Source organism: Methanoculleus sp. DTU007, assembly GCF_001512385.1.
In the GTDB taxonomy this organism is placed as follows: domain Archaea; phylum Halobacteriota; class Methanomicrobia; order Methanomicrobiales; family Methanoculleaceae; genus Methanoculleus; species Methanoculleus thermophilus.
Genome location: NZ_LFRO01000033.1, coordinates 1 through 13,570, shown reverse-complemented (window position 1 = coordinate 13,570; position 13,570 = coordinate 1). Strand labels below are relative to the sequence as shown.

12 protein-coding genes and 2 tRNA genes are annotated in these 13,570 nt (G+C 60.8%); 9 read left to right on the top strand and 5 right to left on the bottom strand.

What is annotated here, in order from left to right; all coding sequences use genetic code 11:
• The first annotated feature begins 1 nt into the window (after position 1).
• The 4 genes from ACI94_RS03645 to ACI94_RS03630 are packed head-to-tail and all read left to right on the top strand — an operon-like array spanning position 2 to position 3,058.
• A complete protein-coding gene (locus ACI94_RS03645; RefSeq protein WP_066955011.1) occupies positions 2-904 on the top strand; it encodes a metal ABC transporter solute-binding protein, Zn/Mn family in 903 nt (300 codons plus the stop codon).
• Positions 901-1,671, top strand: a complete 771-nt coding sequence (locus ACI94_RS03640; protein ID WP_066955008.1) for a metal ABC transporter ATP-binding protein — start codon at positions 901-903, stop codon at positions 1,669-1,671. The genes ACI94_RS03645 and ACI94_RS03640 overlap by 4 nt, the downstream gene beginning before the upstream one ends.
• Before the next feature lie 2 nt (positions 1,672-1,673).
• Positions 1,674-2,483, top strand: a complete 810-nt coding sequence (locus ACI94_RS03635) for a metal ABC transporter permease (protein WP_066955005.1) — start codon at positions 1,674-1,676, stop codon at positions 2,481-2,483.
• A gap of 50 nt (positions 2,484-2,533) precedes the next feature.
• Complete coding sequence (locus ACI94_RS03630; protein WP_066955001.1) at positions 2,534-3,058, top strand: hypothetical protein; 525 nt, start codon at positions 2,534-2,536, stop codon at positions 3,056-3,058.
• A 114-nt stretch (positions 3,059-3,172) separates the two neighbouring features.
• Here the strand turns inward: ACI94_RS03630 and ACI94_RS03625 are convergent, their stop codons facing one another.
• Positions 3,173-3,625, bottom strand: a complete 453-nt coding sequence (locus ACI94_RS03625) for a hypothetical protein (protein WP_066954998.1) — start codon at positions 3,623-3,625, stop codon at positions 3,173-3,175.
• Positions 3,626-3,789: 164 nt separating this feature from the next.
• Between ACI94_RS03625 and serS the strand changes: the two genes are divergently transcribed.
• Both serS and ACI94_RS03615 read left to right on the top strand, forming a co-directional pair.
• On the top strand, positions 3,790-5,067 hold the full coding sequence (gene serS, locus ACI94_RS03620; RefSeq protein ID WP_066954996.1) for a serine--tRNA ligase: 1,278 nt from the start codon (positions 3,790-3,792) through the stop codon (positions 5,065-5,067).
• 250 nt (positions 5,068-5,317) lie between these two features.
• Positions 5,318-6,505, top strand: a complete 1,188-nt coding sequence (locus ACI94_RS03615; protein WP_224732747.1) for a serine hydrolase — start codon at positions 5,318-5,320, stop codon at positions 6,503-6,505.
• Between the two features lie 18 nt (positions 6,506-6,523).
• Here the strand turns inward: ACI94_RS03615 and ACI94_RS03610 are convergent, their stop codons facing one another.
• From ACI94_RS03610 to ACI94_RS03595, 4 genes are all read right to left on the bottom strand, one after another.
• Positions 6,524-7,225 carry an ABC transporter permease gene (locus ACI94_RS03610; protein WP_066954994.1) on the bottom strand — a complete coding sequence of 234 codons (702 nt, stop codon included), beginning with the start codon at positions 7,223-7,225 and terminating at the stop codon, positions 6,524-6,526.
• A complete protein-coding gene (locus ACI94_RS03605; protein WP_066954992.1) occupies positions 7,222-8,154 on the bottom strand; it encodes an ABC transporter ATP-binding protein in 933 nt (310 codons plus the stop codon). The genes ACI94_RS03610 and ACI94_RS03605 overlap by 4 nt, the downstream gene beginning before the upstream one ends.
• 445 nt (positions 8,155-8,599) lie before the next feature.
• Positions 8,600-8,672: transfer RNA gene (locus tag ACI94_RS03600), tRNA-Ile, on the bottom strand.
• 201 nt (positions 8,673-8,873) lie between these two features.
• Positions 8,874-8,946 (bottom strand) — tRNA-Ile (locus tag ACI94_RS03595).
• A 106-nt stretch (positions 8,947-9,052) separates the two neighbouring features.
• Between ACI94_RS03595 and iorA the strand changes: the two genes are divergently transcribed.
• From iorA to ACI94_RS03580, 3 genes are all read left to right on the top strand, one after another.
• The gene (iorA, locus tag ACI94_RS03590; protein ID WP_066954989.1) at positions 9,053-10,822 is read left to right on the top strand and encodes an indolepyruvate ferredoxin oxidoreductase subunit alpha; all 1,770 of its coding nucleotides are present in this window, start codon (positions 9,053-9,055) and stop codon (positions 10,820-10,822) included.
• Complete coding sequence (locus tag ACI94_RS03585) at positions 10,819-11,415, top strand: indolepyruvate oxidoreductase subunit beta (RefSeq protein ID WP_066954987.1); 597 nt, start codon at positions 10,819-10,821, stop codon at positions 11,413-11,415. The genes iorA and ACI94_RS03585 overlap by 4 nt, the downstream gene beginning before the upstream one ends.
• Before the next feature lie 89 nt (positions 11,416-11,504).
• Entirely contained in the window at positions 11,505-13,019 is a 1,515-nt protein-coding gene (locus tag ACI94_RS03580; RefSeq protein ID WP_224732748.1) for a class I SAM-dependent methyltransferase, read from the top strand.
• The last annotated feature ends 551 nt before the right edge of the window (positions 13,020-13,570 follow it).

Sequence of the window (13,570 nt, the reverse complement as noted above, 5' to 3'; positions counted from 1 at the left end):
AATGAGGTCGCAGCGCAAAGGCAACACCGCCCCAATATCCCCTGTTGCAGCCATACTTGCAGTTCTCCTGCTTGCAGCAGTCACGGCAGGGTGTACCGAAACCGGGGAGGAGGGAGAGAAAGATATCGTCGTCGCGGTCACCATACCGCCCGAACAGGAATTTGTGGAGCGTGTTGGAGGCGACCACGTTCGGGTGATCGTGCTCGTGCCGCAGGGAGCCGATCCGCATACCTATGAACCGCCGCCAGGAGTCCTCGCCGGGGTTGCAGAGGCAAAGATGTATGCAGCGGTAGGATCGGGGATCGAGTTTGAACTCGCCTGGATGGATAAGATCGCCTCACTGAACCGCAATATGCTGGTCGTTGACTGCTCGCGCGGCGTCGACCTGATATCGACAGGCGAAGGCAGCCACCAGGGAACCGACCCGCATATCTGGGTCTCCCCGAGGAACGCGAAAGTCATGGTAGAGAATATCTGTGAAGGGCTCATGGAGGTAGATCCGGCAAACGCCGATGAGTATCGCCGAAATGCCGATGCCTACCTGGAGGAACTTGACAGACTTGATGCCGAGATCGCTCGCGCGCTTGCTGAGTCGGGCGTAGAAAAGATCATGGTCTACCACTCGTCATGGGCCTATCTAGCCCGTGACTACGGTCTTGTCGAGGTACCCATCGAGGACGAAGGGAAAGAACCCTCCCCACAGAGGATCGAGCGCCTCGTCACGCTGGCAAGGGACGAGGGGATCAAGGTGATATTCGCATCGCCCGAGCACTCCACCCGGAGCGCTGAGGTGATCGCCGACGAGATCGACGGCACGGTGGTGACGATAAGTTCCCTCGAAAAGGACTACATCGAAAACATGCGCTACGTGGCCTCGGTCTTTGCAGGGAGCAGCGAACCATGAAGAGCCCCGTCATCGAGGTCGATGATGTCTGGGTCAGGCTGCGCGGCCAGACCGTGCTCGAGGGGGTGAGCCTGGCGGTCCACTCAAACGATTTCTACGCAATCATCGGGCCGAACGGCGGCGGGAAGACGACACTCCTCCGGGTGATCCTCGGTCTCCTCACCCCCTGCCGCGGGGAGGTCCGTATTCTTGGTGCCACGGGAGCGGAGATGCGAAAGGATCTCGGCTATGTACCTCAATTCCGGACATTCGACTTCGAGTATCCCATAACCGTGCGCGAGATGGTCCTCTCCGGCCGCCTTGGCCACATCAAGCGCCATCCACGCCGCTATAGTAAGGAGGACAATGCCCGGGCAGAGGAAGCGCTTGAGACGATGCATATCGCCGATCTTGCCGACCGGCAGATCCGGGATCTCTCGGGCGGCGAGCAGCAGCGGGCGATCATCGCCCGTGCACTCGTCAGCGATCCAAAGGCCCTGCTCCTCGACGAACCGACGGTCTACGTGGATGCCCCGACGGAGGCGCAGTTCTACAAAATCCTGGACCAACTCCGCGAACGGATGGCGATCGTCATGGTAACCCACGATATCGGTGTCATTCCTGCACACGTGACCCGGGTTGCCTGTTTGAACCGGCGCCTCTATACTCACGATACAAACGAGATCACACCGGATATGCTCGAAGCCGCATACCGCTGCCCGGTGGATCTGATCGCCCACGGGATCCCCCACCGGGTCTTCTCAAAACACTCGCGGGAGGAGGAGTGAAGATGTTTGAGGTGCTCGGTTTTGAGTTCTTCAGAAATGCTCTCATCGCAGGGGCTCTCGCGAGCATCGCCTGCGGGATCATCGGGACCTATGTTGTGGTTCGGCGGATGGTCTCGGTCAGCGGCGGGATCTCCCATGCGGCCTTCGGCGGGATCGGGCTTGGCTACTTCCTCGGGATAGATCCCCTTCTTGGTGCAACCGGATTCACCGTCGCAACAGCGCTCGGGATGGGGGCGCTCCAGCTCCGGGCCCGGCAGCAGATGGATACGCTCATCGGTGCAGTCTGGGCGGCCGGGATGGCCGTAGGCATCCTCTTCGTCTACCTAACGCCCGGGTTCGCCCCGGACCTCTTCTCCTACCTCTTTGGGAATATTCTCCTTGTGCCGCGGGGGGATATCCTGCTGATGGCGATCCTTGTGGCCGTCATCATCGTCACCGTGGTCTTTCTCTACCGGGAGCTCCAGGCGATCACTTTCGACCCGGATTACGCAACGGTCATGAATCTGCCGGTCGAGCGGCTCTCGCTCCTCCTTCTCGTTCTGATCGCACTAACAGTGGTGATGCTGATTCGGGTTGTTGGGATCATCCTGGTGATCGCCCTCCTCACCCTCCCGGCGGCGATCAGCCGCCTTTATACGACCCGCATCTGGAGCATGATGTTCCTCGCCGCCGTTCTCGGGATCGTATTCACTACGGCAGGGATCTGGCTATCGTATCTCGTGAATGTCCCATCGGGGGCGACGATCATTCTGGTGAGCACGCTCGCGTACGCGGGTGCTCTTGGGGCTGAGCGCCTCCGACAGGGGACTTAACGGGACAAACCGGTGCCCTTATGCCGGCGCGCGCAAGAGATAGGTGAGCAATGGATCCGATCATCGAAGAGGGATACGCCAGGCTCCTTGAGGTCATCGAGGACCTGCGGGCAAAGAATGAAGAGTCGGCCGAAACGATTCGGGAGAACTCAGGGGCCCTCCTTGGGAAGATGGCCGCCGATGCGGCGCCGGTAATCAAGCAGATCGGGCTTGAGATGCTCCGGCGCGCAAAGAGGGAAGCATCCGGCGACCTCTACGATCAGGAGTTTTACGAGAAGAAGATGATCCTCCTCGGGAAAACCGACCCGCTCCCATACCGCCCAGACAACCTGGGCATGCCCGTCGATGCGCAGTTGTGCGTCCTTGACGAGGACGGGATCTTCCATGAGTTGATGTACACGAACACCGAGATCCGGACGGATTCATATCTCAGCTCGCTAACACCGGAGGAAGCTTTCGAGATCTACGGTTACGACCTCGTCTTCATGCTCTACCGGGCGCTGTATGAGTATGCAGAGAAAGAGCAGGAACTGATGGCGGCACTGGCACGGACGATCGAGTACATCCAGTCATAACTTCTGTGACCGCTCTCCCGACAGAAGCCGGGGGTGACCGGCAACCGCACCCCCAGGCACGTGTACTGCAGTCAGTATATCGATCCGGATATCCGTTTTTCCATCTTTTCCGCTTCACCGGCGCCCGAAGATCGGGAACATCGGTTCGGTGAGGTCCCTCCCGGCCTCGAGCGCTTTGAGGGGGTACGATCGTGTCTGCTTCTGACCGGCGGTGTTTTCATACGTGACGACCGCTTTCGCCTCAGAGATCATCGATTCGAGACTGAATCCTGACTCCTCATCCGGTTCGAGCGAGGCAAGCTCGAAATCGATGTTCAAGGGAACAAGGGCAATCCGAATATTCTGCGCCTTTGCGGTCCCCGTATTGGTGACGATGATCTCGCGTGCATCTTCTGAGAGAGTTGCGGTAACGAGGGGATAGTTGCCGGTCTCCTCCATGATACGAAGACTCATCAGGAGAACAAGCACCAGGATCAGGGCAATGAGGGCGATGAAGGGGTCGATGAAGAACAGCCCGAGCGTAATGAGGCCGCCAATCACCAAGACGATCCTCTGGTTCTTATTCATAGAAGAATGGTTGGTTTTCCAGAGATTATAAGAGTAAGTTCCCGGGGAGAGGGCATGATGGATGCTACCCGGGCGCAAGGACTGGAACACCTGCGCAAAACCCGTCTGCCAAGGAGGGCAACACCACCATATACCGTCATGCCAAATGTACATACAGAGACAGTATGCTTGAGTTGAAGTTCGTTCGTGCGCACCCCGAGATCGTCAGGGCAGACCTCACGAAGAGAGGAGACACCGAGAAACTGGCCTGGGTCGACGAGGTGCTGGAGATGGACCGGAGAGTACGGGAACTCACCGTAGAGATTGGGGACCTGCGCAACCGGAAAAACGTTATATCTCGCGAGATCAGCCAGGCAAGGAAGGCCGGACAGGATACCGCGGGTCTTCTAGCGGAGGCGGCGAACCTTCCCGCACGGGTCAAGGAGGCGGAGGCGGAGCGCGACCGCCTTACTGAAGCTGTGAAGTACCGCCTGATGCGGCTCCCGAACATCCTCCACGAGAGCGTGCCCATCGGCAAGGACGATACTGATAACGTCGAGATACGGCGGTGGGGCGAGCCTAAGGTTCCTCCGTTTGAACTGAAAAACCACGGCGCGCTCGCCGTCGAGCATGACTGGGCGGACTTCGAACGCGCGGCAAAGATCGCCGGCTCCGGGTTTTACTTCTTAAAGGGCAGGCTCGCTCTGCTCGATATGGCTCTTCAGCGGTTTGCAATGGACCTCCTTGTCAAGCGCGGCTACACCCCGATAATTCCCCCGTATATGCTGAACCGGGCCGCATACGAGGGCGTGACGGATCTCGCCGACTTCGAGAACGTTATGTATAAGATCGATGGCGAGGACGAGTATCTCATTGCAACGAGCGAGCACCCGATGGCCGCGATGTACAGCGGTGAGATCTTCGAGGAGAAGGATCTTCCGCTCCGGCTGGCGGGCCTAAGCCCGTGCTTCCGGCGCGAGATCGGGGCGCATGGGATCGATACAAAGGGGCTCTTCCGCGTTCACCAGTTCCACAAAGTAGAGCAGTTCATCTTTGCGACGCCGGAGCAGTCCTGGGACCTCCACGAGGAACTGCTGGCGAACGCCGAGGAGGTCTTCCAGCAGCTCGGCCTCCCCTACCGGGTCGTCCTGATCTGCACGGGGGACATCGGGACCGTTGCCGCAAAGAAGTACGACCTCGAGGTCTGGATGCCCCGCGAGGAGCGTTACCGCGAGGCGGTATCATGCTCGAACTGCACGGCTTACCAGGCGGTCAGGCTGAATATCAAGGTGCGCGATCCGACCGAGTTCACCAAGAAGCGCTACGTCCACACCCTAAACAGCACCGCGATCGCGACCTCGCGCGCGATCCGGGCGATCCTCGAGAACTACCAGAACGAGGACGGGTCGGTCACGATCCCGAAGGTCCTCAGGCCCTACCTCTACGGCGAAGAGACGCTGTAGGCAGTTTAAGAGATCCGATCAATACAATTTTTGGAAGGGGCCTGCAGGAGTCCCACCCCTTCAATATACCCTCAACCGCGCGGATCGTGCCCGCCGAAGGCCCGAAAAGCCGCTGCCCGACTATAGGCACGCCCCAGGTGCCTTTTGGGGCAAATAGACAGATATATTTCATAAAATCCGCACATAGGAGGTTATGGCCCCCTTTTCTCGTACAAAGCCTCACTCCGGGTATCTGCAGGACAGCAGACCCATGCAGGGGACAGATGACCATAGCAGTCCTCCGCCCTCGGCGGTGGCCTCCGACCTTGAGTCGATCGTTTCGGCAGGCGTCCGGAATGCCGGCGTTCCCGGAGCCCTGATCGAGATCTCGACACCGGAGTGGACCTGGAACCACGCGGCCGGCAAGGCCTCGCTCTCCCCGGAAATGGCGGCAACGCCGGAGATGCGGTTCATCATCGCGAGCGTGACGAAGACCTTCACGAGCGTCGCAATCCTGCAGCTCGCCGAGAACGGAAAACTCTCGCTCGACGATCCCATCGACCGCTGGCTCCCGGCGGACGTGGCGGAGGCGATCCCGAACTCTTCCGTGATCACCGTCCGTCACCTCCTCGACCACACGAGCGGGATCGCGGACTACGACGAGCATGCGATCCTCCTCAAAGAGTACGAAGACCCCGACACGCCGGTCCCTTACCAGGTGGGGCTGCGGCAGGCCCTCGATGCAGGCCCCCTCTACCCGCCGGGAACGGACTTCACCTACTCAAACGCGAACTACATACTCTTGACGCTGATCATCGACAAGGCGGCCGGCATCCCCTACGAGGACTACGTCACCCGCAAGATCCTCGTCCCGGTGGGGATGAACAATACGTTCGTTCATCGGACCAACCACATCCCCGGCCCGCACATGAGGGCTCTGGAGAGCGACGTCTTCATTGCAAATGCGAACTCGCCTTCCTCCCGCTTACAGGCAATTATGAGCACTCTGGAGAGCGGGGAAGACGGCACCGTCATGGACTTCAGCGACCTCTACATCCAGTTCGACCGCGGCGCCGGGGACATCGTGAGCACGACGGCCGACCTCAACAAATTCCACCGTGCGCTCCGAACGGGTGCGCTGATCGATCCTCTGTCGTTTGCGGCGATGGAGAATGTCTCCCCGCAGTCCCACAAGATCGAGCAGGTGCCCGGACTGGGAGAGATGAGCGTCGGATGCGGTTACGGATACTTCATGCAGCAGAACGCATCGGAGGGCCTGACCCTCTACGGCCATACCGGCGGGTACTACGGCTTGTATACGGCATTGTACTACTGGGCCGAAGGGGACACCTACATCGCGATGAATAGCAACGTTTTGGCGAAAGCGGGCGCGATAAACAAGGAGGTTCTCGTCCCGGTACTCCGGTACCTCAGGGAAAGGAAGGCGGCCGGACGGTAGGCCGGCCTGTTTTCTCCCTTACGGGATCGTCCGGACGATCCGCTCCTTCGTCACAATTCCAGCGATGAACCGGGCGAGGACGAGGAGCGCGAGCCCGACCGCCCCAAGGACCGCCTCTAACGTTACCGAGATGCCCGCCCCACCCGGCACGACTTCCTGTAGCCCGCCGGCCAGGAAGATGAACCCGAAGATGAGGATAAATCCGAGGATCTGATTCTCCCGCATCCCGAGCGCAAGCTGCGCCGCGCCGATGAGTCCGGCCGCGGCGAGGATCCAGACCGGGACGATGACCACGAGGTGGAGGAGGAGCAGGGGTTCGGTGGCGATGGAGGCTCCCAAGATGTTGGAGGCCGCCGCAATGGCCACGCCGGCAGAGAGGAGCATCATCAGGTACGCCGGGACGGCGACCCCGATTGCCTTCCCCTCCCAGAGGCGGCGGAGCGAGACGGGGGCACATAGAAGCGTCTCGATGGTTCCGTCCCGCTTCTCGCGGAGGAAGGTGTCGGCGCAGAAGATGTAACCCATGAAGACCCCGACCGGGAGGGTGATCGCGGCAATACCGCCGGCAACGGCGGCAGCATCTCCCCCGGCGCCCACGGCAATACCAAGGACCGATATGACCGGGAACCAGACGGCAAGGATGAGGGATGCGATCAGAGCGCTCCGGTTCCGAAGGGCAAGTCGCATCTCGCGGCGGGCGATAACGGAGAGCGTTCTCATACCCTGCCCTCCGCCGGGTTGACATACTCGAGATAGATCTCCTCAAGCGATCGGGATGACCGGCGGACCTCTTCTATGCGGAACCCTGCCCTGACGAGTGCCTCGACAAGGTCCGGGGTTGCACCCGGGTCGGTGAGGGTGCAGAGGAGGGCGCCGCTATCTGCATCGCACTCCGCGACGTACGGCAGGCTCACGATGATATCGCGCGCACGGGCGTGCTCGCCCGGATCGGTGAGGGTGACCGTCACGGTCGGGCGGCCGGAGGCGCGGGTGAGGTTTGCCACCGAATCAAAAGCCCGGATCCTCCCTCCCGCGAGGATCGCCACCGTCGAGCAGATGCGCTGGACCTCGTCGAGGTGATGGGAGTTTAAGAAGACCGTCATCTCCTCCCGCCGGGAGAGGTCGAGGATGAGGTCGCGGACCATCCTCTGCGCCCCGGGATCGAGCCCGGAGGATGGCTCATCAAGAAAGACGATCTCCGGCCGGTGAAGTATGGCACGGGCGATCCCGAGTTTCCGCTTCATGCCGGTCGAGAACGTCCCGACAAGGTCGTCACGCCGGTCGGCTAGACCGACGATGGTGAGAAGTTCGTCGATCCGCTCCTTTGGAGCCTCGACATCGTAGAGCCCGGCATAATAGGCCAGGTTGTCCGCGGCGCTCAATCGATCGGAAAGGCCGTTGTTCTCAAAGAGCACCCCCACTCTCCTGCGCGCCTCATCGTTGGAAGTGAGGTCTTCTCCAAGAACCCGGACCATCCCCGCGCCGGGCGCAAGGAGGCCGAGCAGGATCCGGATGGTCGTCGTCTTCCCCGCCCCGTTCGGGCCGAGGTAGCCGAAGATCTCGCCATGCCCGACGGAGAACGAGACATCGCGGAGGATCTCGCGGCCGTCGAAGGACCGCGAGAGACCCCTGACCTCGACGGCATTCATACCTGCCGCCCCCTTGTGCCCCCCGCGACGCGGGGGCGAGAGGGAAGATAGGAGATATCAGAGGTTATGCGGGAAGATTCTCCCGCATGACCGTTACAAACCATGGGAGTACCTCTCAATCGCAAAAGGAATAGATTTTGTGTGGGCGGTAGAATCTGTGGCTCTGCACGGGATCCTTATGATAGATCATCTTGTGGTATCGACAACCGGCCCGGATCGGCACACCGCCTCATCTTCGGTCTGCAGTGGCTGGTGGTGAGTATGCCCCCGGTTCTCATCTCTGATCACAAGCGGCATTGGGTGGGCACCGTCACGGTCATCGCGCTTGAGCACCTCGTCTACCGCAGGCGACAGCAAGATATTGAATGACCTCGTTTTCGCGAAAAAAAGCAACGATGGAGCCTCAAAGAGTTTACCGCAGAGGAGAACTACTGAAAAAGAACAGTGGGCCCGATGCGATTCGAACGCACGACCTCCCGGTTATCAGCCGGGTGCACCACCGGCTATGCTACGGGCCCAAATGCACTCGTATTAGTGCCTACAAATGTTGTATTACAACCCCCTTAAAGGTTGCGCTAAGTTCTATTCCTGAATTGTCCAATATCAGGGATCCGCGGCGAGCACGCGGAAGATACCGTAGCAACAAGCCGCCAACATGGGGATCCCGGCGCCAGGATGAGACCGCACACTCTAGCCCTGCAGAAATACGGAAAAGATGATGGGCCCGATGCGATTCGAACGCACGACCTCCCGGTTATCAGCCGGGTGCACCACCAGCTATGCTACGGGCCCACTAAAGTTACCCTGCAGTTTCTGACATTCAAACACTTAATTTTTTGGATCGATATCCAAACCACTATGTTAAAAACCGACAATAAAAGTACAGTTGAGTTGAACAATGGCAGTACGATACCTACTCGGGAATGAGGGCATTGCGCACGCATGCCTGGAGGCAAATATTGATTTTGCCAGCGGCTACCCGGGAACGCCGTCATCTGAAGTGATCGACGTCCTCCGGGTGCAGAAGGAGCGCCCCTTCACCGTGGAGTGGTCCACGAACGAGAAGGTTGCCTTCGAGAACGCGCTCGCCGCCGCCTGGTGCGGCCTGCGGGCACTCTGCACGATGAAGCACGTCGGGCTGAACGTGGCGGCCGATCCCCTGATGACGAGCGCATACACCGGAGTGACGGGCGGATTTGTCATCCTCTCCGCAGACGACCCCTTTGCGCACAGTTCCCAGAACGAGCAGGATACCCGGCGCTACGCTCATTTCGCCCGGCTCCCCTGCCTCGACCCGGCCTCGGTCCAAGAGGCGCACGACATGGTGCGGGACGCCTTCGCCCTCTCCGAGGAGTTCGGCCTGCCGGTCATCTTCCGCCCCACCACCCGGATCTGCCACTCAAAGAGCGACGTCGACCTTGGAGCGATCGGGACCGAACACCGGAGCGCTACCTTCCAGCGCGACCCAAAGCAGTACGTGGTCATCCCCGCGCATACCCGGGTGTTGCATAAAAGACTGAACGAGAAGCAACCGGCACTCAAGCGGCGCCTGGTCGAACTCGGTTACAACCGCTATACCATCCGGGGCACGACCGCCGTCATCGCAAGCGGCGTCGCCGCCTCCTACGTCCAGGAGGTGCTGCCCGAGAACGTCTCGCTCGCGATCATCGGGGCCTACCCCATCGACGAGGAGTGGCTCAAGGGCTTCGTCGACCAGCACGAGAAGGTCCTCGTCGTCGAGGAACTCGACCCGGTCGTCGAGGAAGCAGTACGCCAGGTGGCGACGAAGACCGAGATCTTCGGAAAGATGACCGGTACTGTCCCATACGAAGGGGAGTTCAACCCGGCGATCGTCGCTTTCGCCCTCGAGAGCGCAGGGATCACCCCCACGACGACCTTCCCCGCGGCAACCCCGGTCCAGGGAGTCCCGCCCCGCCCGCCGATCCTCTGCGCCGGGTGCATGCACCGGCCGACGTTCTATGCCATGCGGAAGGTCTTCCGCGACGGCATATTCCCGAGCGACATCGGGTGCTACACCCTCGGGCTCCAACTCGGTGCGGTGGATACCACCATCTGCATGGGCGCCTCGATCACCGTCGGGAGCGGGATCGCCCGGTCGGGGGAGGAGCGCCCCGTGGTCTCGACCATCGGCGACTCCACGTTCCTGCACACGGGCATTCCAGGGCTCTTGAACGCCGTCTACAACGGCGCCGATATGGTTGTCGTCATCCTCGACAACCGGATCACCGCCATGACCGGTCACCAGCCAAACCCCAACACGGGCCTCACAGCCACCGGGGAGGAGAGCACTCCGATATCGCTTGAAGCGCTCTGCCGGGCGTGCGGGGTCTCCTGGGTCGAGACGGTCGACCCATATAACCTTCCGGTGCTTCTTGACACCTTCCGGAGGGCAAAGGAGCGTAAAGGGGTCCGGGTGATCATCTCAAAGCAGCCCTGCGTCATCACCGCACGAAAGAGCGGGATCAGGCGGAAGGCTTACGAGGTCGATCCCGAACGGTGCACAGGCTGCGGTGTCTGCCGGCCCTTCGGCTGCCCTGCAATGGCGTTTGTCAATGATCGCGCAACGATAACCGAACTTTGCGCAGGATGCGGCGTCTGCGCGGATATATGTCCATCGGGCGCAATTGGTGTGGAGGGACGGCGATGAAGTCTTCATTTGATATCCTGATCGTGGGAATAGGAGGCCAGGGGACGGTCCTCGCCTCGAACGTCCTCGGCGAGGCGTGTATCCTCGAGAACCGTACCGTCCGGAGCGCCGAGACCCATGGTATGGCGCAGCGCGGTGGATCGGTGGAGAGCCACGTCCGGATCGACGGGAAGTTCGGGTCCCTGATTGCCCCGGGAACGGCCGACCTTCTCATCGCCTTCGACCTCCTCGAAGCCCTCCGCTACCGCCACTACCTCCCGCCCGGCGGAAGGCTCGTGGTGAACAGGCGTCTGGTGGTCCCCACATCGGTCTACCAGCAGGCCATAGACGTGCCCGATGAAGAGAGCATTCTCTCCGCACTCGCCGACCTCGAGGTCACCTGCATCGATGCCGCAGCCCTCGCAGAGGAAGCGGGGAGCATCCTCTCGCAGAACATCGTTATGCTCGGGGCAGCGTCGGGCAAGATCCCGCTCAAGCCTGAAAGCCTTGAAGAGGCGGTCCGGATATGCGTGCCGCCTAAGACCGTCGAGGTCAACGTACGGGCCTTCCGGCTCGGGCGAGAGGCGGCTGGACTGAATCCCAGCACGCCTTAAGCGGGAAGGGAGAACGCCCCCACACCCAACTCTTTCTAGATCTGCAAACGCCGCAACCTGTATAACCCACCCCGCCGAGCTGGTACGCCATGAGCGAGCGGGATACTGTTGCAGCACTTAAGCGCCTTGCAGAGGCGAGATCCGAGTTCCGGCTCTCGGAATTGCAAAAAGACCTGGAGCACGGGCAGTCGCTTAAAGATCTTGCCGAAGATATCCGCCTGCACCTCGGCGACCTCGACCTCACGATCACATCTGCCGGCGACGATTACGTGATCAGCCGCCGCCCAAAAGCCGAACCGTTCATGCCAGGCGAAGCCGGGCGGGAACGGCAACTTGCATTCTTCCGGGATCCCGGGGTGCCGGACTACATCCAGAGATTGGTCGAGGCCTACATCGAGCAGAAGACCGGCAAGTCATGGGACGATCCAGTCGTCCTCAACCGGATGGCAAACGCCATCCTCGCCCAGAAGAGCCAGTACTGGAAGGGGCGGGAGGTAAGTTACCGGAAAGCGTACTCGGTCCTCGGCTACCTCGCCTACCACGCGCCCGTCTACCTGGTGCAGTTCGAGCATATTCTCTGGCAGATCATCACCCAGGGGCTCGCGAAGCCCCACATGCGTATCCTCGATCTCGGCACCGGGCCGGGGGTCGTCCCGCTCGCAATCATCGACCTCTACGGGCGGATCGGGGGCGGTTCGGCCGAGATCTACGCCGTCGAACAGTCGGAGGAGCACCTTGAGGCCTACAACGCTCTCGTCCCCGCCGCTGCGGCATCGAAAGGGAACGCTGTGCGAGTGAATAAACCCATCCGAGGAGACATCGGAGCGCTCGACGTCGCAGACCTGCCCGATAGAATAGATCTCATGATCTTCTCAAATGTCTTAAACGAACTCCGCCGCATCGATATCGACCGGCGGGCCGACCTCGTCGCAGGTCTAGCCGAACGCCTCGCACCCGACGGAACGATCGTCATCGTGGAGCCGGCGGACCTTGCCAATTCGACCATGATGCGCCAGACTGTGCGCGCAATCGCGGATCGGGGGTTCTCCATCCACAGCCCCTGCTCGTTCATCTGGGGCGCTACCTGCAACCCCGCACGGTGCTGGACATTCGAGCAGAAGGGCAATATCCGGCCCACGCGGCTGATGGAGCGGCTTGGTGCGGAAAAAGACGGATATCGGTTCGTCAACGTCGATATCAAGTATTCCTCAGCGCTCCTCAGGAAGGATAGAACAGTGGAACACACCTACCGGGTTCCGCCGGGAGCGAAGTTCGCCCGGCTCTCTCAACTCCGCCGCCACCAGGATCGAAAGATCAACGTCGTCGCTTCGCTGATGTCCGGGAACCTCGGCGATACCCGAACAAAGGTCTACAAGGTCTGCGACGGGACGCCTGCAGACCCGACCTACGCCATCATCCCGGCAACGCTGCGCGGCGCAAACCGTGATGCACTTGATGGGCTCACCTATGGGGCAATCGTCCAATTCTACGGAGTCCTCGTCCGCTTCAACCGGGATCATGGCGCATACAACCTTGTCATCCTGCCGGGGACCCGGATCGAGCCGGTCGGATGCCCGGTGGAGGAAGGGGTGGAGGCAGCGTAGACCGATGAAGAGAACTGCAACTCGCATGTATGGGGTCTTGAGGGGGCACGGGCCCAGAGGTGCCCGGGCCCCGTCTTTGCTGGAATGCCGCCTGACGCACTGCTTCCCTTGTACCGAGGATGATGAACAACCGCTGCCTAAGGAAGGAGCCTCCACCACCCAGGGGGTGCGTGGCCCTTTGAGACATAGTACCGCCTGCCGGGAAATACGCGTTCTTCCAGAAACTGCAGGTATTTGAGCAGCGCAGGTGTCTGGGTATGAGGTAGAGGCATGGAGGCATGCCCCTCGGGCCCCACAGGTTCTCAAACTCCGCTCCTCTGGTGCGTCGCAACTCGCACCTAACAGTGCTCGAACCCCGCCCCTGTGGAGCGTCGTCCCTCAAAACCCCCTGTCCAGGACAACTTGAAATGTACTAGCATCCAGTGGCTTCACCTGGCACGGATTCCCCACGGATTCCCGCTGGACATCGCATTAGGGGGGGTGGGGCTGACGGGGAGAATGAGGGGCGGAACGCCCTGAGTTCGACCACCGTCTGGTGGGGAGGGGGGAGT

Coding starts and splice junctions, on each gene's coding strand:
- ACI94_RS03630 (WP_066955001.1), top strand. CDS start 2,534: ATGGATCCGATCATCGAAGAGGGATACGCCAGGCTCCTTGAGGTCATC.
- serS (WP_066954996.1), top strand. CDS start 3,790: ATGCTTGAGTTGAAGTTCGTTCGTGCGCACCCCGAGATCGTCAGGGCA.
- ACI94_RS03605 (WP_066954992.1), bottom strand. CDS start 8,154: ATGAATGCCGTCGAGGTCAGGGGTCTCTCGCGGTCCTTCGACGGCCGC.
- ACI94_RS03640 (WP_066955008.1), top strand. CDS start 901: ATGAAGAGCCCCGTCATCGAGGTCGATGATGTCTGGGTCAGGCTGCGC.
- ACI94_RS03580 (WP_224732748.1), top strand. CDS start 11,505: ATGAGCGAGCGGGATACTGTTGCAGCACTTAAGCGCCTTGCAGAGGCG.
- ACI94_RS03585 (WP_066954987.1), top strand. CDS start 10,819: ATGAAGTCTTCATTTGATATCCTGATCGTGGGAATAGGAGGCCAGGGG.
- ACI94_RS03635 (WP_066955005.1), top strand. CDS start 1,674: ATGTTTGAGGTGCTCGGTTTTGAGTTCTTCAGAAATGCTCTCATCGCA.
- ACI94_RS03610 (WP_066954994.1), bottom strand. CDS start 7,225: ATGAGAACGCTCTCCGTTATCGCCCGCCGCGAGATGCGACTTGCCCTT.
- ACI94_RS03645 (WP_066955011.1), top strand. CDS start 2: ATGAGGTCGCAGCGCAAAGGCAACACCGCCCCAATATCCCCTGTTGCA.
- iorA (WP_066954989.1), top strand. CDS start 9,053: ATGGCAGTACGATACCTACTCGGGAATGAGGGCATTGCGCACGCATGC.
- ACI94_RS03615 (WP_224732747.1), top strand. CDS start 5,318: ATGCAGGGGACAGATGACCATAGCAGTCCTCCGCCCTCGGCGGTGGCC.
- ACI94_RS03625 (WP_066954998.1), bottom strand. CDS start 3,625: ATGAATAAGAACCAGAGGATCGTCTTGGTGATTGGCGGCCTCATTACG.